The organism is Sphingomonas glacialis, assembly GCF_006439055.1.
Classification (GTDB): Bacteria; Pseudomonadota; Alphaproteobacteria; order Sphingomonadales; family Sphingomonadaceae; genus Sphingomonas; species Sphingomonas glacialis_A.
The window spans coordinates 16,516-37,055 of record NZ_RCZC01000007.1 but is presented as its reverse complement, the minus strand read 5'-3'; the positions used below and the strand labels follow the sequence as shown (position 1 = coordinate 37,055).

17 protein-coding genes are annotated in these 20,540 nt (G+C 66.7%); 7 read left to right on the top strand and 10 right to left on the bottom strand.

The genetic code is table 11. The features are described 5' to 3' along the window. The first annotated feature begins 101 nt into the window (after positions 1–101). The 4 genes from EAH76_RS18625 to EAH76_RS18610 all read left to right on the top strand — a co-directional run bounded on the left by EAH76_RS18625 (position 102) and on the right by EAH76_RS18610 (position 4,372). Positions 102–974 (top strand): BadF/BadG/BcrA/BcrD ATPase family protein, encoded by an 873-nt coding sequence (locus EAH76_RS18625; protein WP_140851783.1) that lies wholly within the window; start codon positions 102–104, stop codon positions 972–974. A gap of 237 nt (positions 975–1,211) precedes the next feature. Next, the gene (locus EAH76_RS18620) at positions 1,212–2,150 is read left to right on the top strand and encodes a DUF808 domain-containing protein (protein WP_140851782.1); all 939 of its coding nucleotides are present in this window, start codon (positions 1,212–1,214) and stop codon (positions 2,148–2,150) included. Between the two features lie 95 nt (positions 2,151–2,245). Continuing rightward, on the top strand, positions 2,246–3,385 hold the full coding sequence (locus EAH76_RS18615; RefSeq protein ID WP_140851781.1) for an AI-2E family transporter: 1,140 nt from the start codon (positions 2,246–2,248) through the stop codon (positions 3,383–3,385). A gap of 78 nt (positions 3,386–3,463) precedes the next feature. After that, entirely contained in the window at positions 3,464–4,372 is a 909-nt protein-coding gene (locus tag EAH76_RS18610; RefSeq protein ID WP_140851780.1) for a diacylglycerol/lipid kinase family protein, read from the top strand. 164 nt (positions 4,373–4,536) lie between these two features. On the opposite strand, the gene EAH76_RS18605 is transcribed toward EAH76_RS18610, so the two are convergent. Then, positions 4,537–5,544, bottom strand: coding sequence for a TonB-dependent receptor domain-containing protein (locus tag EAH76_RS18605; protein WP_241659783.1), 1,008 nt, complete (start codon positions 5,542–5,544; stop codon positions 4,537–4,539). A 22-nt stretch (positions 5,545–5,566) separates the two neighbouring features. Here EAH76_RS18605 and EAH76_RS18600 point away from each other — a divergent pair, with 22 nt between their 5' ends. Beyond that, complete coding sequence (locus EAH76_RS18600) at positions 5,567–6,709, top strand: carboxylesterase family protein (RefSeq protein WP_161989091.1); 1,143 nt, start codon at positions 5,567–5,569, stop codon at positions 6,707–6,709. 24 nt (positions 6,710–6,733) lie between these two features. Here EAH76_RS18600 and EAH76_RS18595 read toward each other — a convergent pair whose 3' ends face one another. The 4 genes from EAH76_RS18595 to EAH76_RS18580 form a co-directional block, all read right to left on the bottom strand. Further along, positions 6,734–9,457: a glycoside hydrolase family 2 TIM barrel-domain containing protein gene (locus EAH76_RS18595; protein WP_140851777.1), complete on the bottom strand. Its 2,724-nt coding sequence runs from the start codon at positions 9,455–9,457 to the stop codon at positions 6,734–6,736. 82 nt (positions 9,458–9,539) lie between these two features. After that, complete coding sequence (locus EAH76_RS18590; protein ID WP_140851776.1) at positions 9,540–9,965, bottom strand: hypothetical protein; 426 nt, start codon at positions 9,963–9,965, stop codon at positions 9,540–9,542. A 45-nt stretch (positions 9,966–10,010) separates the two neighbouring features. Next, positions 10,011–11,135: an FAD-dependent oxidoreductase gene (locus tag EAH76_RS18585; protein WP_140851775.1), complete on the bottom strand. Its 1,125-nt coding sequence runs from the start codon at positions 11,133–11,135 to the stop codon at positions 10,011–10,013. A gap of 310 nt (positions 11,136–11,445) precedes the next feature. Then, positions 11,446–12,372, bottom strand: a complete 927-nt coding sequence (locus EAH76_RS18580) for a LysR family transcriptional regulator (protein ID WP_140851774.1) — start codon at positions 12,370–12,372, stop codon at positions 11,446–11,448. Between the two features lie 112 nt (positions 12,373–12,484). Here EAH76_RS18580 and EAH76_RS18575 point away from each other — a divergent pair, with 112 nt between their 5' ends. Then, positions 12,485–14,845 (top strand): TonB-dependent receptor, encoded by a 2,361-nt coding sequence (locus tag EAH76_RS18575; RefSeq protein WP_140851773.1) that lies wholly within the window; start codon positions 12,485–12,487, stop codon positions 14,843–14,845. Between the two features lie 118 nt (positions 14,846–14,963). Here EAH76_RS18575 and EAH76_RS18570 read toward each other — a convergent pair whose 3' ends face one another. Genes EAH76_RS18570 through EAH76_RS18550 form a run of 5 tightly spaced genes read right to left on the bottom strand, consistent with a single transcriptional unit; the run spans position 14,964 to position 19,017 of the window. Continuing rightward, positions 14,964–15,929: a fumarylacetoacetate hydrolase family protein gene (locus tag EAH76_RS18570; RefSeq protein ID WP_140851772.1), complete on the bottom strand. Its 966-nt coding sequence runs from the start codon at positions 15,927–15,929 to the stop codon at positions 14,964–14,966. 34 nt (positions 15,930–15,963) lie between these two features. Next, the gene (locus EAH76_RS18565; RefSeq protein ID WP_140851771.1) at positions 15,964–16,743 is read right to left on the bottom strand and encodes a cyclase family protein; all 780 of its coding nucleotides are present in this window, start codon (positions 16,741–16,743) and stop codon (positions 15,964–15,966) included. Further along, a complete protein-coding gene (locus EAH76_RS18560; RefSeq protein WP_140851770.1) occupies positions 16,740–17,897 on the bottom strand; it encodes an alpha/beta hydrolase family protein in 1,158 nt (385 codons plus the stop codon). Before EAH76_RS18560 ends, EAH76_RS18565 begins: the two co-directional genes overlap by 4 nt. 3 nt (positions 17,898–17,900) lie before the next feature. Beyond that, a complete protein-coding gene (locus EAH76_RS18555) occupies positions 17,901–18,803 on the bottom strand; it encodes a VOC family protein (RefSeq protein WP_140851769.1) in 903 nt (300 codons plus the stop codon). 16 nt (positions 18,804–18,819) lie between these two features. Continuing rightward, a complete protein-coding gene (locus EAH76_RS18550; protein WP_140851768.1) occupies positions 18,820–19,017 on the bottom strand; it encodes a hypothetical protein in 198 nt (65 codons plus the stop codon). A 347-nt stretch (positions 19,018–19,364) separates the two neighbouring features. On the opposite strand from EAH76_RS18550, the gene EAH76_RS18545 reads away from it, so the two are divergent. Further along, positions 19,365–20,450, top strand: coding sequence for a helix-turn-helix transcriptional regulator (locus EAH76_RS18545; RefSeq protein ID WP_140851767.1), 1,086 nt, complete (start codon positions 19,365–19,367; stop codon positions 20,448–20,450). The last annotated feature ends 90 nt before the right edge of the window (positions 20,451–20,540 follow it).

The window sequence follows — 20,540 nt, the reverse complement described above, 5'->3', positions numbered from 1 at the left end:
GTGCCGCGCGCGCAGGCGATTGCGCGATCGATCCCCCCGCCGCATCTGCGCTATGCCGATCGCAGCGCCGGCGACCGGCGACCGCGCAAGGGAGGCCGCGCATGACCTACTATCTCGGCATCGACGCGGGCGGGAGCAATTGCCGCGCCCGGTTGATCGACACCCGCGGAATGGTGATCGGCGAGGGTCGCGCGGGGGCCGCCAATGCGCGCGTCGGCATCGAAGCGCTCTACGCGACGCTTAAGGACACCGCCGACCAGGCCGTCGCTCAGGCCGGTCTCGGCAGCGCAGAGCGCGCGACGATCCAGGCTGGGATGGGCATCGCCGGGATCAGCCGCACCGGCGTGCTCGATGCGCTGGCCGCGCTCGACTTCGGTTTTGCCGATGTGGCCTATGCCACCGATGCGCAGATCGCGAACCTCGGCGCGCATGCCGGGCAGGACGGCGCGATCCTCATCATCGGCACGGGCAGCGCGGCGCAACTCCGCGTCGCCGGCCGCGAATTCACGATCGGCGGCTACGGCTTTCCGATCTCGGACGAAGGCAGCGGGGCGGCGCTGGGCCTGTCGGCGATGCGCCACGCACTGCGCGCGCTCGACGGCCGCACGCGGCAGACCCCGTTGAGCATCGCGGTGACCGAGCGCTTCGAACACGACACCGCCAAGGCGATCGCGTGGATGGATCAGGCCACCCCGCGCGACTACGGCACGTTCGCGCCGCTGGTGATGGATTATGCCGAGGCCGGCGACACCATCGCGCGCTCGATCGTCGAACAGGCGGCAAACCATATCGAGCGCTTCATCGAGACGATTTTCGAACGCGGCGCGACCCGCTGCACGCTCGTCGGCGGCCTCGCCCCGCGGATTCGCCCATGGCTGCGCGCGCGCACCGTCGACCGGCTGAGCCCAGCGCTGGGCGACTCCTTGGACGGTGCGTTGCGATTGGCGGGGTATCGCCCCGATCCGTGCCGGTAACGGCAGCACGAACGAAGCGGACCGCAACAGCCGCAACAGGCTTCTGTTTCCGGATTGTTGCTGGATCGTCACATTGGATGGCTGCATCCGCATCGCGCTTGTCGCAACACCCACCACCCCTAACTGGGTCGCGAAATGCGGTCTCGCGGCGGTCGCGACGATCGCCCCGAACCGCTATACGCCCTCTCCAGCCGGCGAGCGCGCGCTCGTCGCCATCGATCTAGCCGAAGGACCGCCATGCCGTCAGGACTCGTAGCGCTGCTCGACGATGTCGCCGCGATCACCAAGCTCGCCGCCGCGTCGCTGGACGACGTCGCCGCCGCGACCGGCAAGGCCGGCAGCAAGGCGATGGGCGTGATCGTCGATGATGCCGCGGTCACCCCGCGCTACGTCGCGGGCTTCACCGCCGAGCGCGAATTGCCGATCATCGGCAAGATCGCGCTCGGGTCGCTGCGCAACAAGCTGCTGATCCTGCTCCCCGCGGCGCTGCTGCTCAGCGCGTTCGCGCCGTGGCTGGTGACGCCGCTGCTGATGCTCGGCGGCGCGTATCTGTGTTTCGAGGGTACCGAGAAAGTCGTCGAGGCGATCTTCGGCGGGCACGCGACCGAGGAAGCGCCGGTAACCGGCGACGCGACCGTGCTGGAGGCGCAGAAGGTGTCGGGCGCGATCCGCACCGACCTGATCCTCTCGGCCGAGATCATGGCGATCGCGCTGGCCGAAGTTTCGGGCTCGCCGATCGTCACCCAGGCGATCGTGCTCGCGCTGGTCAGCGTCGCGATCACGCTGGGCGTCTACGGCGTCGTCGCGTTGATCGTGAAGATGGACGATATCGGCCTGCTGCTAGCGCAGCGCGACAATGCAGCCGCGCGCGCGATCGGCCGCGGCTTGGTGACCGGAATGCCGTTGCTGATGCGGGGCCTGTCGATCATCGGCACCGCGGCGATGATCTGGGTCGGCGGCGGCATTCTGGTCCACGGGCTCGAGACCTTCGGGGTCAACGGACCGGCGCACATCAGCCATGCGCTCAGCGCTGCGGCGAAGACGCTGCCGGGGATCGGCAGCGCGGCCGGTTGGGCGGCTGGGGCGGCGTTCGCGGCGGTGGTCGGCCTGATCGTCGGGGGAGCAATCGTGCTCGGCCACGCCGCCGTCATGAAGCTGCGCGGGAAGCACGCGTAACAATCTGGCCGCTCCGGGCGTATTGTGCGGGAGCCATTGCAGCGCTTGCGAGTTACACCCGCGCAACGAAATTCGAGCCTGGCACGGCCGACGCCATGCCGGGATCGACACCCTCGGAGGATCGAACAATCGCGATAGATCGACAGCGCGTTGAAAATGGCGGGCTTATTCTTTTCCTGACGCTCATCACGGTCGGCCTGGGCATGGTCGTGTCGAGCTTCCTCGGCGCGCTTTTATGGTCGGCGCTGGCGGCGATCCTGTTCCAGCCGTTGTTCCAGCGTCTGCTCGCCTATTGGCCCGGGCGCCGCAATCGCGCCGCACTGGTCGCGTTGCTGATCATCACCGTCGCGATCGTACTCCCGGCACTGATCATCAGCTCGATGGTCGTCGATCAGGCGGCGGGCGTCTATACGCAGATCCGCTCGGGCCAGATCAACATCGCCTCCTATTTCGCGCAGATCCATGACGCCTTGCCGCTGCGGCTGCAGCAATTGCTCGACAGCGCCGGCTTCGGCAGCTTCGAGCGCGCGCAGGCGCAGGTCGCCGACGCGGTGAGCAACAGCGCGAGCATGCTCGCCGGCCGCGCTTTCTCGATCGGCGCGAACGCCGCGGCCTTCCTGCTGGCGTTCGGCGTCGGGCTCTACGTCACCTTCTTCCTGCTGCGCGACGGCGAGCGGATCGGCCCGGCGATGGTGCGCGCACTTCCGCTCGAGCCCAGCGTCGCGGCGCAGCTGGCCGACAAGTTCGTCTCGGTCGCGCGCGCGACGATCAAGGGCTCGGTCGTCGTCGCGCTGGTGCAGGGTGCGCTCGGCGCGGTGACCTTCTGGATCGTCGGCCTTCCCGCGGCGTTGCTGTGGGGCGTGCTGATGGCGATCGCCGCTTTGCTCCCCGCGATCGGGCCGACGATCGTGTGGGCGCCGGTCGCGATCTACCTGCTTGCCACCGGCGCATTGTGGCAGGCCGGGGTGGTGGTCGCTTCGGGCATGCTGGTGATCGGGTTGGCCGACAATATCCTGCGGCCGATGCTGGTCGGACGCGACACCGGGATCCCCGACTGGCTGGTGCTGGTCACGACGCTCGGCGGGGTCGAGTTGGTCGGCTTGAGCGGCATCGTCGTCGGGCCGATCGCGGGCGCGCTGTTCCTCACCGGCTGGAGCATCCTGACCGAAAAACGTTTGGGGAATGCCACTGAGGGCGACACGACGCGCCAGCAGCAAGGCAACATCGACGCGTAACGGAATGGTGCGGCGAGGCAGGACAAGCCGCTCGCTCCCCGCACTGCACCCAAATCGTATCACGAGAGTTGTCCAGTGATGAGCACATCCCCCCTGCCCCGCGCCGCTGCGTTGATCGTAAACGCGCATTCGCGCAGCGGACGGGATATGTTCGTCGACGCCAAGGCAAAGCTCGAGGCGGCGGGGGTCACGCTGACCGAAGCGCATGCGGTCGAGGACCCCGACACGCTTGCCGCAACGGTCCGCCAGGCCGTGGCGAACGGGGCGCCGATGGTGATCGTCGGCGGCGGCGATGGGACCTTGTCGGGAGTGATCGACGAGCTGATCGGCAAGACCTGCGTATTCGCGATCCTGCCGCTCGGCACCGCCAACAGCTTTGCACGAACGCTCGAGCTTCCGCTCGATCTCGACGGTGCGATCGCGGTGATCGCCAATGGCACGCCGCGACGGGTCGATCTCGGCATGATCGACGACGATTACTTCGTGAATGGCGCCTCGATCGGACTGCCCGCTTTGATCGGCGAGACCGTGCCGCACGGCCTGAAGCGCTATCTCGGGCGGGTCGGCTATCTACTCTGGGCGCTGCGCTGTTCGATACGCTTCCGCGCCTTTCGGCTGATGATCGACGATGGGACCACCGAACGCCGGATGTGGTCGACCGAAGTCCGCATTCTCAACGGCTGCTATCATGGCGGCGTCGAACTGTCCGACAACGCGGATGTCGAAAGCGGCGAGATCGTGATCCAGGCGGTGGTCGGTCGGAGCCGCGCGCGCCTCGCGGCGGATTGGTACGCCAAATTCTTCCGGCTGCGCGATCGGCATGCGCATACCGAGGAATTCCGCGGCTGCACCTTCCGCATCGAGACGACGCCGCGGTTGAAGATCTCGATCGACGGAGAGGTGCTCGCCAAGACCCCCGCCATCGCCAAGATCGCTGCGCAGGCGGTCGAGATCGCGGTGCCGGTAACGCCGATCGCGGCACGCTGAGCCATCCCGCGGGCTTACCGGTAGCGCTCAAAGCGAATTGCTGCGGACGGCCGAGACCAGATCGATCAATTCCGGGAGCAAGACCTTCGGCCAAAACCGGTCGCTGGAACCGGAGGTGCTGGAACGACCCGCCCCTCCGCTTCCAGCAACCCCATCGGAACCGATCAGAACCCGAACCGCACCCCCACGCGATACGACCGCCCGAGCAGATCGTAATAGGCATTGTTGTTGATCGCGGGGAGCGGCGGGTCCTTGTCGGTCACGTTGTTGACCGTCAGATAGATTTCGGACCGCACGCCGTCGCGGCCGAGATCGTAGCTTATCCCCAGATTGAGATAGGTCACTGCCGGGATGATGTTGTTGTTGATGCTGTTGAACAGCGTCGTGCTGTAACCGCTCTCGACGGGCCCGATCAGCGCGTTGTTCTGATGGCTCTGGCTGATGTAGCGGACCTGCGCATTGATATCGAATTTCGCCACGCGATAGTCGAGATTGGCGTTGACCGACCAGCTCGGCAACCCGGCCGTCCCGCCGAACAATGCCCCGGTCTGGCCGGCACGGTTGACGCCGTTCGGATACAGCAACGAGACGTCGGTCGAGGCGCGATATTCGATGACATGCGTCGCCTGCGTGGTGAACGAGAGCCGACCCGGCAGGTTCGCGCTCACTTCGTTCAGCGGCTGCTGGACCGAGAAGGCGAAATCGAGCCCCTTGGTGCGGAATTCGGCGAAATTGGCATTCGCGCCGTTTACCGCCACGATCGCGCCGTTGGTCAGATCGTTATTGGCGAAGGTGATCAGCTGGCAATATGGGTTGCTCGCCTGCGCCGATCCGCCGCCGAGGCAGTTCTGGATGATCGTCGATGAACCGATGGCCCCGATCGCGTCGCGAACCCGGATCCGGTAGAAATCGACCGAGAATTGCACCCGATCCTTCAGCGCGCGCGGCTGGACGACGAACCCCGCGGTGAAGGTCTTCGAGCCCTCGGGCTTCAAGTTCGTATTGCCGCCGGTGAAGGAGTCGAACGCGTAGGCAGGTAGCGAAACGAACGCCGGACGAAGATCGGCGTTCGCGCCCGAGGTGACCGGTCGCGGCAATGTCGAGACATTGGCGGTGTACAATTCGGGCAGCGTCGGCGCGCGAATGTCACGCGACAGCGTCGAGCGGAACAACAGGCCGCGGATCGGTTTCCAGGTGAAACCGCCCTTCCAGGTCGCGACCGCCGATTATGCCGGATCGGGCAATCGCGGCGTGCAGGATATCGCAGTCGCGCTGGCCTGGGTGCATGCCAATATCGCGGCCTTCGGGGGCGATCCCGACAACGTCACGATCTTCGGCGATTCGGGGGGCGGGCTCAAGACCAGCTGCCTCTACGCGATGCCGCAGGCGGCGCGCTATTTCCACAAGGCGTCGATCGAGAGCGGCCCCGGCGTCCGCGTGATCGAACCCGAGCTCGCCGCGCAGACGACGCGCAAACTGCTCGACCATCTCGGCATCGCACCGGCGGCGTGGCGCACGCTGCTCACCCTGCCCGCCGCGACCTTGCTCGATGCGCAGATCAAGATCGGGTCGCCCCCCAATGCGGCACCGGCGAGCTGGGGCGGACGCGCCGGCATCGGCGCGGGCACGCTCGGGTCGTTCGGCGCGGTGCGCGACGGGCATGTCCTGCCGCACCATCCGTTCGATCCGGGGGCGCCGAACCTCTCGCGCAACAAGCCGCTGATCGTCGGCGGCAATCAGGAGGAGCAGATGTTCTTCTCGCTCGTCGCGCGCGATACCGCCGCCTGGGCGCTCGACGACGCAGCGCTGGCCGCGCGGATGCGCCAGGCGTTCGGCGCCAAGGCCGAGGCGGTGATCGCGACCTATCGCGGCGATCGCCCCGGCGCTACGCCGAGCGATCTCTATTTCGCGATCCAGAGCGACCTGTTCTCGGGCCAGGGCTCGACCGTCATCGCCGAGCGCAAGATGCAGCAGCGCGCCGCCCCCGCCTTCCGCTATGTCCTCGCCTATCAGCAGGGCGGCCCGGTTCCCGGCGCAAGCGCCACGATGGGCGCGCTGCATGCGATGGACATACCGTTCAAGTTCAACACGGTCGATGCCACGGTCGGCGGCCGCCCGCCGATCGCCGGTCCGCGCCCCGAACGCCACGCGATGGCCCGTACGATGAGCCGCGCCTGGGCGACCTTCGCCCGCACCGGCACGCCTGCCGCGCCCGGCCTGCCGGAATGGCCCGCTTACGACCTGACGCGGCGGCCGACGATGTATCTCGATGTCGCGAGCCATGTCGTCGACGATCCGCACCGCGCCGAGCGGCTGTTCTGGGAGCACGCGGGCTAGGCGAGCGCCGCCTAGCCGCTTCGATCAGCGCGCGAGAGGCGCGACATCGATCGCCGAGACGATCGCCTTGCCCTTGCCCGGCTTGAACCACAAATCGAGCATGTCGCCCTTCGTCGTCACTGATACCTGGCGGACGACTGCGGTCATCGGTGCCCCCGCCGCCTTGGCGACATCGAGGCCCGGCAGCAGTGGCCGGTCATCGGCCAGCACGTCGAACACGCGCTCGCCGGGGGCCGCGGCGGGTTCGACGAAGGTCAGCGTCACGCGGTATCGGCTCTTGGGCACTGGCAGGCGATAATGGAAATCGCCCTCGCGATAGGTGGCGACGATCGCGCTGTCAGGGGTGCCTGCGATCACCGCCGGCTGCGCAGGCTTGCCATAATCGGCCGGCTTCACGGTCGTGCCCGACTGTCCGCCGACGAAGAACGCGTCCGAGCCATAGCGTGCCGCGGCACCCGGCGCCGCGACGAGTGCGCCGCTGTCGATCCGCCACACGCGTGCGGCGTCGGCCGAGAGCTGCCACGCGATCGCATCCTCGACCGACTTGCCAGCGAACGCGCCGGAAGCCCGCACGTCGTTCGCGCCTTCTTTCAACCGAACGTTCGGCCAGGTGCAGACATGCATCGGGCAGTAGGCCTTGGCGCCGAGCGCGACGCCGTTGACGCTCAGCGTCGTGCTGGGCGCGTTGCTATAGACGCGCACATCGGTCGCGGCGTAGGCGCGGTCCTGATAGTGGCGGCCGGTGACATAGACCGTCGGCTCGGCCGACCAGTTCGCCTTGTAGAGATAATAGGCGTCCTTGCGGGTGCGGTGGTCGTAATTGACCAGCCCCTTGGTGTTGATGTCCTCGGCATCGCCCTCGTGCCGCACGGTCGAGGCGAAGTCGAACCCGGCCCACAGCCATGTCGCCCACAGATACGGCTTGGTCGCGATCACCGCGAGGTTCTGCTCGTGGACCCAGTCCTCGATCTCCTCGGGCTGACTGCGGCCGCGCGAATCGACCGGGCCGCCGAGCACATTGTCGGTGTGGATCGCGGTCGATCCGCCGGCGCCATATTCGGTCAGCGCGAGCGGCTGGGTCGGGCGCTTGGCGCGGAGCCCGTCAAGATTGCCCGCAAGGTCGGCCGGGGCGCCGAAATACCAGCCGAAATAGCGGTTCGCGCCGCTGACATCGGTGACGCCGGCGGTGACCGGTACGTCCACGCCGGGCGCGAACAGCCGTCCTTCGCAGCAGGTGGCGAGCGTCGTCGGACGGTTCGGGTCGAGCTGCTTGGCGGTCGCATTGATCTCGCGCAGCAACGGCAGCGGATCGGGCGGCGCGCCCTTCGAGCCGGTCAGGAAGATCGGCAGCGAATTGCCGAAATCGACCTCGTTGGAGATGCCCCACACCGCGACCGAGGCATGGTTCTCGTTCTGGCGGACGAGCTCGGTCAGCTGCTGCCGTGCGTTGGCGCGCAGCCCCTCGGTCGCGACCTTGTCGGGACCGAGCGTCCAGGCCGAGACGAGCGGGATCTCGTCCCACAGCACCAGACCATAGCGGTCGGCGAGATCGTGTATCGCCTGGCCGTGCTGATAATGCGTGAGGCGGATGCTGGTGACGCCCATCTCGCGCATCGTCCGCACGTCGGACTCGACGTCGCTCGCGTCGGTCGCCCAGCCCTTGTCCTCGCGATCCTGGTGATAGCCGATACCGCGCAGCGCATAGGGCTTGCCGTTGAGCAGAAAGCCGCGCTCGGGATCGATCACCATCTCGCGGATGCCGTACGGCTGATCGAGCCGATCGAGCACGCGGCCGTCGCTGCCGAGCAGCTCGATCGACAGGCGGTACAGATAGGGATCCGCGACGCCCTGCCAGAGATGCGCCGCAGGGATCGCCAACGAGGCCTCGAGCGTCGCCGCCGCGCCGCCGCGCAGCGCGAGCTTGCGCTCGACCGTGCCCGCCGCCTTGCCGTCTGCGTCGCGCAGTGTCGCACGCATCAACGTCGGCTGGTTGCGCGCGCCATCATTCTTGAGCTTCACGCTGAGGTCGATCTGCGCGGCGCCCCCGGCGATCGAGCGGGTGTGCGCATAGGCACCCGGGCCGCCGGCATCGAGCATGTCGAGATGCACCGGATCGGTCGCGATCAGCCGCACCGGCCGATACAGCCCGCCCGGCACGAAGAAGTCGCCCGTCAGCGGCAGCACGTCGGCGGTCGAGGAGCCCGGCGCCGGCTTGGTATTGTCGGTCTTCACGACCAGGACGTTGTCACCACCCTTCGCGAGCGCATCGGTCGCATCGAGGCGGAAGCGCGAATAGCCGCCCTTATGCTCGCCAAGCAGCCGACCGTTGAGCCACACGCTCGCGATACGGCTCGCGGCGTCGAATTCGAGCCAGACGCGCTTGCCGGTGAAACGCGCATCGGGAGTGAAGTGCAGCCGATACCAGCCGATCCCCTGCACCTTGTTGACCACGCCCGGCAGGTTGATCCGCCCTTTGGTTGCTGGGCCGTAGACGCCGACGCGGTTCCAGCTGTGCGGGACCGAGACCGTCGCCCAATCGGCATCGGCAAACGCGCTTGCCTCGGCGCCCGTCACGCGATCGTCCTGGCGGAAGCGCCAGCCGTCGGCGAGCGGCATCACCGCACGATCGCCCGCCGCGTGCTGCGCATCCGGGGCGGCGGCGGCCGGCGCGGCCTGTGCGCTCAAGGCGATCGGGGCGGCCAGTGCCACAAGGGCCACGCCGAGCTGCAGCGCGAGTTTGCCGGTCATATAATCCTGTCCTTCGTTGCGCGCGCCGAGCGCGCATATTGGTCGTTATCTGCCGGAGTGTGAACCGCCACCACCCTGCCGGTCAGGCGCGCCGCGCCGACGCGATGACCGGCCACACCGCGAGCGGCGCGACGATCGCACCGAGCACCGCGCCGAACAGCGCCTTGACCGTCAGCGCCGGAGCGATCGGAAGCGTGGCCGCGCCGTGCAGCGCGCACAGCCAATAGGCAGCACCCCCCGCAATCGCCGCGCCGAGGAGCGCGAAAGCGATCGCGCGCAGCACGACCGGCACGATCGCGCCGCCCAGCTGCCGACGCATCAGCAAGGCGGGGACAAGGCTCCCCATCAGCGAGACCATGAAGGCCTGCGGCAGAAAGTCCTGCCCGAGCGCCGCCAGTCCCGGCGCCACCGAGGTGCCGAAGACCAAGATGAAGAACACGATGCTCAACACCGCGTTGATCGCAGCACTGATCGCGGCCTCGCGCAGCAGCATCGCGCGCGTCGTCAACGCGCGGGACCGGCTGGAACAAAGGATCGTTGCATCGCCCGCCCCTCAAATCGGCTCGGCGACGCGCAGGAACATCTCGCGCGTGGCGGCGGCATTCTCGACCAGCGGGCCGAGCCCGAGCTGTCCCAGACAGATGCTGCGGCTCGCTTCGACGATGTAGCGGCAGCGCTCGAAGCGGCGCGCATGAAAGGCAGTGAGCGCCGCATCGACCGTGTCGGCGCGCGCGAGCTCGTCGGCAAGCACGATCGAATCCTCGATCGCCATCCCCGCCCCCTGCCCGAGATGCGGCGTCGTCGCGTGGATCGCATCGCCGAGCAGCACGACGCGACCCTTGTGCCACGCGCCTTCGAGGAACATCCATTCGAGCGGCTTGTAGACGACTTCGCTATCCTCGACGATCTGCGCGCGCAGTGCCTGGATCTCGGGCGCGGGAATGCCGGCGAGCGTGTCGCGCATCTTCGCCGCGATGCCCTCGACCGGATACCAGGGATTGCCCGGCTCGGCGGTCGTCACATACATGTACATCAGCGTGTCGGAGAGCGGCACCAGCCCGACCCCCGTCGGCCCCTCAAAGATCCGCATCCCCGTAAGATCGGGCAGCCGCGGGAAATTGTAGCGCCACACCGCCTGGCCGGTGAAGGTCGGCACGGGCGCCTCGGGAAACACGGTTTGGCGCGTCTGCGAATACAGGCCGTCGGCGCCGATCACGAGATCGTAGCGCCCCTCCGAGCCGTCGTCGAAGCGGACCGACACGCCGACACCGTCATCGTCGATCGTCTCCGCCGTTACCCCGAGCCGCACCACCGCGCCCGCCGCCTGGGTGCGCGCGCCGAGCACCGCGTGCAGCGCGCGGCGGCCGATGCCGACATTGCCGGGTAGCCCCTCGACCAGCCGTGGTGTCGGGATCTTGGCGACGATCTTGCCGGTCGGGATCGCGATCTCGAGATGATCGAAGCCGAACCCCGCCCCCAAATAATCCTCGATCAGCCCGAGCTCGGACATCGCGCGGATGACATTGCCCTGCTGGATGATCCCGACGCCGTAGACCGACCAGGTCGGATCGCGCTCGATCACATCGACCGCGATGCCTTTCCCACGCAGCGCGATCGCCGCGGTCAACCCGCCGATGCCGCCGCCAATGACCAATGCCTTTTCGATCGAACGTCCCATAGGCTAACCCCTCCTCATGCCGCTCGTCGCGGCTTGTCGGCAGATTTAGAGCGAGCTGGAAGCAAGCGGAAACTGATAGAACGAATAGAGTTCGATCAGCTTTATTGCTGACCTTGGCCAGCGCACCAGGCGTTGCTGCACTGGCGCCAGCGCGGCTCGGCAAGGCAACGCATTCACCCGAGCAGTGAATAGCCCGGGTTGATCGAACGGCCGAAACCCTATCGAAATTCGCGACCCGAAACGGCTCGCTCGCCTTCACGCAATAATCCTTCGCGCGTTCCCCCTTTAGGGGGTGCGCTGCCGGTTTCCGCTAGGCGGCGTCGGGATATTGCTCGATCGCGATCCGCCGCATCAGCGCGAGCATCCACTGCACGCCCTCGTCGTTCGCGCGCGCCGAATGGACCTGCCCGACTTCATGCATTGGCGGAATCTCGAGCGCGGGCGGCAATGGCAGGACCGAGATCGGGAAGGTCTGCGCGAGCAGTCGTGCGAGCCGCTCATGCATCACTGCCAGCCGATTGGTGCCGCACAGCAGCCACGGCACGGTCGTGAACGACGCAGTCACGACCTGAACGTTGCGCCGCCGCCCCAGCGTACCGAGGAACGAGTCGGCATAGGTCCCCTTGCCGATACGCCCGATCGAGACAGCGACATGCTCGGCGGCGAAAAAGGCATCGTCGTCCATGTTGGCGAACGCGGCTTCGTTCGCGGAATCGCACACGACGACGTGCCGTTCGGAAAAGATCCGCTCGAACGGGTGTGCGGGCGAGACATAGACTTCGGGCGTGATGATCAGATCGAGCTTGCCGTCGTCGAGATCGATCGTGCTGCGCTCATCGGGGGCGTTGATCTCAATCTGGATCGCGGGCGCGGTCTCGGCGAGCAGGCGGACCAGCGGGCTGATCAGGATCGCGCTGATATAGTCCGACGCGGCGATGCGAAAGCTGCGCTGGCTCGTCGCCGGATCGAACCCCGACTGGATCGCCAGCAGCCGTTCGGATTCCTGGAGGCAGCGGCGGATCTGCGGCCACAGGCTGTCGGCATGCGCGGTCGGATGCATCCGCTTGCCGACCGAGACGAGCAGATCGTCCTGAAAGAAATCGCGCAACCGGCTGAGCGCTGCGCTGACCGCGGGTTGGCTGAGGTTGAGATGCTCGGCGGCCCGCGAAACGCTGTGAGTCGTCATCAGCGCGTCGAACGCGACCAACAGGTTCAGATCGAAGCCTTTGAAACGCATACCCTATCCACAACCATGATCGTTTTTTATCAGTATAAGCAATTATTCAAATGATGCCAGGTGCGTTACGATTTGGGCGGCCGTCGAGAGAACGGCGAACAGGAGAGTGAGCATGAAGGCAGCCCGTTGGATGGTGCACTGCGCCGTATTGAGTTTCGCCACGGCGGCGCATGCGCAAGTCACGCCCCCATCCGCCGAAACGCCGGCAGCCGCCCCGACAGAGGCTGGATTGCAGGACATCATCGTCACCGCGCAGCGCCGCTCGGAGAATCTCCAGCGCGCGGCGGTCGCGATCAGCGCGGTGTCGGGCGATACGCTCGCCAGCGCCGGCATCACGCGCCCCACCGAGCTGACCTCTGTCGTCCCGTCGCTCCAGGTTGCCCCCGCCGCTGGTCCGTACGCGCTCTTCTATCTGCGCGGCGTCGGCAATTTCAACGGCAACGCGCTGTCGGACTCGGCGGTCGCGTTCAATTTCAACGGCGTCTATGTCGGCCGCCCGAGCTCGACCACGGGCTTCTTCTACGATCTCGAGCGCGTCGAAGTGGTCAAGGGACCGCAGGGCACGCTCTACGGCCGCAACGCCACCGGCGGCGCGATCAACGTGATCCCCAAGCGCCCCGATTTCGACAAGGCGAGCGCCGAGGGCAATGTCGAATACGGCAATTACAACGCACTGCGGCTCGACGCCGCGGTCAACGTGCCGCTCGGCGAGAATGTCGCGCTGCGCGCGTCGGGCATCTATGTCCGCCACGACGCCTATATGAAGGACGGCACCGACAATCAGAAGGACGGTGGTGGCCGCGTTTCACTGCGCTTGCGGCCGACCAACACGCTGTCGATCAATATCACCGCCGATTATTTCCGCCAGCGCGGCCGCGGCACCGGCGCCACCCCGCTCGGGCTCGATCCCGACAATCGCGACGGCTTCTTCTCGCCCGCGGGCCAGGCGTTCGTCAACGGCCAGGTCAACCAAGTGCTCGGCCGCAATATGGTCGCGCAGACCACGCCGCAATTCCTCAACAACAGCTATTGGGGCGTGTCCTCGACAATCGAGCTCAACACGCCGGCCGGCACGATTACGGTCATCCCGGCCTATCGCGAGGGCAAGCTCGATTATCTGTCCTATTCGCCGGGTTTCTACATCCGCCAGGTCGAGAAGGACAAGCAGACCAGCCTGGAAGCGCGGATCGCGTCGGACGAGACGCATCCGCTGCGCTACATCGCCGGCCTGTTCTACTATGACGAGAGCAACCACGTCCCCGGCAGCTATATCAACCAGCAAGCGAGCGTGAACTCGAACGTAGCCGACCAGTCGACCAAGAGCATGGCAGTGTTCGGGCGCCTGACCTACGCGATCGTCCCGACGTTCCGTGTCACCGCCGGCGCACGCTACACCACCGAGGACAAGTCGCTCGATGGGTATACGACCGCGGCCCTGCGGCTCTGCACGCGCCCGAGCAGCTTCTTCCCGACCTATGTCGCGGGCTGCCCGACCGCGCAGCCGATCGCAGTGTCGACGGCGATCCCGTCGGTCGTGCCCGCGCCCAATTTCAACCCGTTCATCGACGGGACGATCACCACGATCGCGACCGGCACGTATCAGGGATTGAAGGCCAAGCGCGCCTCGTTCGATCGCATCACCTATCGCGCGGCAGCCGATTGGGACATCACGCCGCGCAACCTGCTCTATGCAAGCTATGAGACCGGGTTCAAATCGGGCGGCTTCTTCCAGACGGTCGATCGCGGCGTGTTCCGCCCCGAGCGGATCGGCGCCTGGACGCTGGGTTCGAAGAACCGCTTCTTCGACAATCGCCTCCAGCTCAATCTCGAGGCGTTCTACTGGCGCTATCACGACCAGCAGATCAGCCATGTCGTCGCCGATTCGTCGGGCAGCCAGATCCTCGCGACCGAGAATGTCGGCCAGGCGACCTTCAAGGGGGTCGAGGTCGAAGGCCGGCTGCTCGTCACCCGCTCGACGCAGCTGACCGCCGACGCGCAATATCTCGACGCGCGGTACGATTCGTTCGTCTACAGCGCGCCCAACAACAATGGCGGGCGCGACAACGGCACCGCCTGCGCCACGCGCGGGACGCCGGGCGCGACCTATGTCATCGATTGCTCGGGCCGTCGCCCGCCCAATGCGCCCGAGTGGACGATCAATCTCGGCGCGGAGCAGACGGTGCGGCTGGCGAACGACGGCAAGATCGTCGGCAACCTGCGCGCGCATTACCAGAGCCGCACGCTGACCGGGCTCGAGTTCAAAGAGGTCGAGTATCAGAACGCGTATTGGACCGCCGACGCGCAGGTCACCTATACCGCGCCGGGGAGCCGCTATTCGATCGGGCTGTTCGTCAACAATGCGTTCGACAAGACCATCCTCGCGCTGGCGACACCGGTGCCGTTCGCATCCTATTACGCCGGATCGCTCCGCCCGCCGCGCACCTTCGGCGCGCGCGCCGGCGTCAAATTCTGAGATCCATCGGGCGCCCTCCTGTCGGGGGGCGCCCGACGATCATGGCGGTCTCCGGTCACAAAAAAGACCTCCCCGGCCAACGCCGGGGAGGTCTTTCCTCGTTTAGCCGGGTCGAGCGCTAGCCCTTGACGACCTGCTGGTCGATCGCGCCGAACACCGTAGCGCCGTCGGCACCGCGGGCTTCCATTCGCACCCGGTCGCCGAAACGCATGAAGCCGGTCACCGGGGCGCCGTGCTCGATCATCTCGATCGCGCGGCGCTCGGCGATGCACGTCGATCCGACGTCGCGATACTCGACATTGGCGACGGTCCCCGATCCGATGATCGTCCCCGCCGGCAGCGCGCGCGTGCGTGCGGCGTGCGCGACCAGCTCGGGAAAGCTCACCGCCATCACATCGCCGCGCGCGCGGCCGAACGGCGCCTCGTTCCATTGCACTTCGAGTGGCAGGCAGACCCGACCACGCGACCACCCCTCGCCCAGCGCATCGGGCGTCACCGCGAACGGCGCGACGCTGCACGCGGGCTTGGCCTGCACCCAGCCGAAGCCGGTGCGCATCTCGGGGCCCGCCAGCGTGCGCAGCGACCAGTCGTTGATCTGCACCACCAGCCGGATCAGGCCGGCGGCCTCCTCGGCGCTCGTGCCCATCGGCACGGCGGCGGTGATCACGCCGAACTCGCCCTCGAAATCGATGCCATGCGCTTCGTCGGGCACCGGCACATCGGCGGTCGGCGCAAGGAAGCAGTGCGACATGCCCTGGTACATCAGCGGCAAATCGGTCTCGATCGGCGGGGAATTGTACGCCATCTGCATAAGGACCCCGTGGTTCGGGAAGGCCGACCCATCGAGCCACTGCCACGCACGCGGCAGCGGCGCCTCGAGCGCCTCGCCAGCCAGCGGAGTGCCCCCACCGGCGGCAAGCTCGGCGGCGAGCGCGCGCAGCGCCGGTTCGACCTCGTCCCAGCGTTCGAGCGCATCCTGCAGCGTCGGCGCGATCCCCTCGGCACCGGCATAGCGCTCGCCATCGGGCGAGACGAGGACCAGGCGACCATCGGGCCGCCCATTGGCAAGCGTAGCGAGCTTCATCGAAAACAATCCTGTGTTGGTGGGCGTCGCCCGGTCAGTCTTCGAAGATCGCGACCGCGCGGGTCCAGCCGGCCGAGCCGCCCTTCACCTTGTGCGGGAAGCACGACACGGTGTAGCCGGTCGCCGGCAACGCCTCGAGATTGTGGAGCTTCTCGAGGTGGCAATAGCCGATGTCGGCGCCGGCCTTGTGGCCTTCCCAGATCAGCGAAGTGTCGCCCGTCTCGGCGACGCGCTTGGCGGTGTAGACGAACGGCGCATCCCACGACCAGGCATCGGTGCCGGTGACGCGCACACCGCGCGAGGTGAGGTACATTGTCGCCTCATACCCCATGCCACAGCCCTTGCTGACATAATCGGGCTGCCCCAGCGCCGCCCCCGCGGCGGTGTTGACCAGCACGATGTCGAGCGGTTGCAAATCGTGCCCGATGCGCTTGAGCTCGGCCTCGACATCCGCCGCGGTCGCGACATAGCCGTCCTCGAAATGGCGGAAGTCGAGCTTCACGCCGGGGCGGAAGCACCAGTCGAGCGGCACTTCGTCGATCGTGATCGCGCGTTCGCCGCCGTTCATCGTCGGGTGAAAATGCCACGGCGCGTCGAGATGCGTGCCGTTGTGCGTCGTCATCTTGACGTTCTCGGCCGCGCCGAAGCCCTTGCCGCCGCGCAGCTGATCCGAGGTCAGCCCGGGGAAGAAGCCGTGCATCGCGGGCGTCGTCTCTTCATGCGTCTCGTAGGTGATCTCGGGGCGCATGAAGGGCGGGTCGCTGACGACATCATTCTCCAGGTAGATCGACAGATCGACGAAGCGGCGCGTCATCCGAGCTTTCCTCCCAGCGTATCGGCGAACCAGTCGGCGATATAATCCTTGCCGAACGCCATGTTGTCGGCGCCGACATGCTCGACCCCGCCTTCGCGCGCGGTGAAGATCTTGAGCTCACGCTGCGCGGCGTTGGTCAGCTGGTCGTAGCTCTTATGCGCATATTCGAGCCCAATCTGCCGGTCCTTCTCGCCGTGCGTCACGAGGAACGGCACGGTGATCCGCTCCATCACGCCGTCGAGCGTCATGCCCTTCGATTTCTCGAGGAAATCGTCCATGTCGGTCGCGCCGAACACCCACAGCACGTGCCCCCAATAATGCGGCACGGGGTTCTCGCCCTCGCGGCGCAGGCGCTTCTGCTGGACTTCGGCCCAATCGTGATTGGCGCCCCACACCGCACCCGCGGCAAAGCGCGGCTCGAACGCGACCGCACGCGGCGTGTAATAGCCGCCGAGCGAAATGCCGGTCATGCCGATCCGCTTGGGATCGACCTCGGGCTGCGTCTCGAGCCAGTCGACCCAGGCCGACGCCCAGCGCTCGCTCTCATGCGTTGCGGGAAGGTTCTGGAGCCGCAGCGCCTCGCCCGTGCCCGGCTGGTCGACGCTCAGCGTCGAGATGCCGCGCTTGGCGAGTGCCTGCGGGAGCCCCGAAAAATAGAGCAGCTCCTTGGTGCTGTCGAGACCGTTGCAATAGATCACCGTCGGGCCGTTCGCCGCACCCGGCGCACGGGTCCAGACCGCCGACAGCGTCTTGCCCTCATAGGGGATCTCGACGCGCTCGGCCGATTCCCCGGCGAAGCGCGTGCCCTTCTCGAAGCTGTCGAGCTGGCGCGCATAGGTCGCGGCCTTGCCGGGATGCCCGTGTCCCTGCATCCGCTCGGCGACCGCGAAATAGAGGCTCGCGCGCTTGAGCTTCTCGCCCGCCGAGAAGAGCCGCCCGCGCGCCTCGTCCTCGTCGGCCAGACCGCTCAGCCGCTCGGCCATCGCCACCCACTGCGCCATGAACGCAGGCGTACCGGCATCCTCGCCACGCTCCGCCGCATCGAGCAGCGGCGCGCACATGTCGACGATCTCGCCGATCTTGGCACCGCTCTCGAGCGCAATCGCGAGCGACAGGTTCCAGACATAGTTCGGAAAATATTGGAAAAGCGCCATGATTCAAACTGCCACTGGCTGGAAGAGACCCTTGTCGGGCGCGGGCTTTGGCATCGTCTGCGGGCCGCCGACACCGGTGCCCCACTGGTCCATCACGTTCGGTCCGGCCTCATGCACCTGGGGCTCGTGCGTCTCGAAATCGACCGCCTCGACCTCGGCGGTATATTCGACCGCAAAGCCGTTGGGCGTGGTGAAATAGCTGAAGGTGTTGTTGCCGGCGGTGTGGCGGCCAGGCCCCCACTTGATGTCGACGTCCTTCTTCCGCAGCCGCGAGATGCCGCGCATCATGTCATCGACCGAGGCGACTTCATAAGCGACATGGTTGAGGCACGGCGGCCCCGGCAAGAAGGCGATCCGGTGATGGCAGCTGTTGCAGCGCAGGAACGCCATGAAATCGCCGAGCCAGTCGGACAGCTTGAAGCCGAGCACGTCGATGAAGAACTGCACCGCCGCCTTATGGTCGGGCGAATGCAGCACGATGTGGCTGATGTTGCGCGGGATGCCTTCCCATTTGACGATCTCGCGCTTGTCGCCGCGCGCGACGCCGGCCGAGACTTCGAACGGCAGGCCGTCGGGCGAGAAGAAGCGGAAGCCATAGCCGCCGCCAAAGCTCTCGAGCGCCTTGGGGGCGAAGATGATCTTGCAGCCGGCGTCCACGACGCGCTGATGGAGCGCTGCGACATCGGCGTCGGTCTCGGTCGCGAGCGCGATCACGTCGATGCGATTGTCCGCGGCTTCGCGCAGCCGCACGACGTACAGCTCCTCGTCGCCATGCGTCGCGAGATAGGTCATCCCGTCCTGCTCGGCGACGGTCTTGAGGCCCCATTTTTCAGTATAGAATTCGCGCTCGGCCGGCAGGTCGACGACGCCATATCCGACATAGCGGATCTCGGTAACACGGCTCATACAACTTTCCTCATACTCAAAACGTCTGTTCGATTGATCGGAGCATCGCGAGGGGCTGCCAGCTGCTCGAGCGTCGCGCTTCGGGCGCGCGGCCCTTCGGAACGCGCGCGGCCGGAGACGCTACGCTGGCCGCAATCCCCTGAATGCGCGGAAAAATTGCCGCCGGCTGCGCGCCGATGCGCTTGCCCGTGATGGAGATCGAAGCCTCGTTCATATCGAACGGCACGCTTCAAGAGCGTTCTGACGCACCACATCTCTCTCCTCACGGTGAATCTGGAGTGTGGCCAGGTATTTGTAAATTCACTTATATGGATAGAGGTGGATCAGCCAGATTGATGCTCGTACTTGCCGTCCTGCCGATCCGAGGGATCGCATGGAGGGTCGCTGTATCGCTGCGTTCGCACCCTGCCCCGTGATCCTGAAGCGGTGCTCTCAGCGTAAAGTGGTCGAGGCCATTCCCTTCCCCCCCACGCCTGGGTCCAGGCGTCCCGACCTCGCCTTTGACCGCTGCGCAACAAGGCCGTGGCGTGTCCCGCTCATATCCGCCAAACATCGCGCGTCATGGCCCTGTCCGCTTTATCCGTTCCCGATGCGCTTCCGCTGCTGAACGCCGTGCTCCGCGGCGGCGCGGCGGCGCTGCTGGTGCTGGCGAGCGCCGTCTTCCTGCGCGCGCCCTCCAGCCTGCCAAGTCGCTTCGGCGCGGCGCTCGCGCTGTGCGGGATCCTGGCGGCGTTGGCGGGTCTGCCGTCCATCGCGATACTGGATCCGTTCGATCCGCTCGTCGCCCTGTGCAGCGCTGCCTGCGTGCCGCTGTTCTGGCTTTTCACCCGCGCCTGGTTCGATGACGACTTCCGGCCGACCTGGATCGACGCGGCGGTGGGTGGCAGCTATCCGGTGCTCGGCCTGATCATATCGCTGCAGCATGAGGCACCGATCGCTCCGCTCGGCCTGCTCGACTTGCTATCCTCGGTCGGCGGCGCGGCGTTCGCGGTGCACGCGCTATGGCTCGCATGGCGCAGCCGGAACACCGATCTGGTCGAGCCGCGCCGCCACGCCCGCATCGGCTTCATCGCGATCGTATCGGCGATCATCCTGATATTGACCGGGAGCGAGGTGGCGGGCCGGATCACCGGCGCGATCGAAACATCGACGCTTACCGGTGCCATCGTGCTGTTTGCAGGCGCACTGGGGCTGCTGATCATTCTGGTCGGCTTGCGGCATCCCGATATGTTCCCCGCCCCGGCGGAGGCCCAGGCAAACGCGCCGCAGCCGATCGCCGAACCGCTCGATGCCGGGCTCGAATACACGCTGGACCGCCTGATGACCGAGGAACGGCTGTACCGCGACCCCGACCTGACGATCGGCATGATCGCCGCGCGCGCGGGCACCGCGGAATATCGGGTGCGGCGGCTGATCAACACCGGCCTCGGCCATCGCAACGTCAACGCCTATCTCAACGGCTTCCGCCTGCGCGAGGTGTCGGCGGCGCTGGCGGACAGGGCGCAGGCCGAAGTGCCGATCACGACGATCGCGCTGGATGCGGGCTTTGGCAGCCTCAGCGTGTTCAACCGCAGCTTCAAGGCGCAGTTCGGCGAAACGCCCAGTCTTTATCGCAAGCGGGTCGCAGCCGGCGGACCTTCCGACTGATCGATTTCGAAAACGACCGGTCGTTTTCGAGGATCGGCGCGTAACCCCACCGCAGGATTGGCATCGGCAGCCTCGTCACGTCACGAGGCC

Coding starts and splice junctions, on each gene's coding strand:
- EAH76_RS18625 (WP_140851783.1), top strand. CDS start 102: ATGACCTACTATCTCGGCATCGACGCGGGCGGGAGCAATTGCCGCGCC.
- EAH76_RS18620 (WP_140851782.1), top strand. CDS start 1,212: ATGCCGTCAGGACTCGTAGCGCTGCTCGACGATGTCGCCGCGATCACC.
- EAH76_RS18615 (WP_140851781.1), top strand. CDS start 2,246: ATGCCGGGATCGACACCCTCGGAGGATCGAACAATCGCGATAGATCGA.
- EAH76_RS18610 (WP_140851780.1), top strand. CDS start 3,464: ATGAGCACATCCCCCCTGCCCCGCGCCGCTGCGTTGATCGTAAACGCG.
- EAH76_RS18595 (WP_140851777.1), bottom strand. CDS start 9,457: ATGACCGGCAAACTCGCGCTGCAGCTCGGCGTGGCCCTTGTGGCACTG.
- EAH76_RS18585 (WP_140851775.1), bottom strand. CDS start 11,135: ATGGGACGTTCGATCGAAAAGGCATTGGTCATTGGCGGCGGCATCGGC.
- EAH76_RS18580 (WP_140851774.1), bottom strand. CDS start 12,372: ATGCGTTTCAAAGGCTTCGATCTGAACCTGTTGGTCGCGTTCGACGCG.
- EAH76_RS18575 (WP_140851773.1), top strand. CDS start 12,485: ATGAAGGCAGCCCGTTGGATGGTGCACTGCGCCGTATTGAGTTTCGCC.
- EAH76_RS18570 (WP_140851772.1), bottom strand. CDS start 15,929: ATGAAGCTCGCTACGCTTGCCAATGGGCGGCCCGATGGTCGCCTGGTC.
- EAH76_RS18565 (WP_140851771.1), bottom strand. CDS start 16,743: ATGACGCGCCGCTTCGTCGATCTGTCGATCTACCTGGAGAATGATGTC.
- EAH76_RS18560 (WP_140851770.1), bottom strand. CDS start 17,897: ATGGCGCTTTTCCAATATTTTCCGAACTATGTCTGGAACCTGTCGCTC.
- EAH76_RS18555 (WP_140851769.1), bottom strand. CDS start 18,803: ATGAGCCGTGTTACCGAGATCCGCTATGTCGGATATGGCGTCGTCGAC.
- EAH76_RS18550 (WP_140851768.1), bottom strand. CDS start 19,017: ATGAACGAGGCTTCGATCTCCATCACGGGCAAGCGCATCGGCGCGCAG.
- EAH76_RS18545 (WP_140851767.1), top strand. CDS start 19,365: ATGGCCCTGTCCGCTTTATCCGTTCCCGATGCGCTTCCGCTGCTGAAC.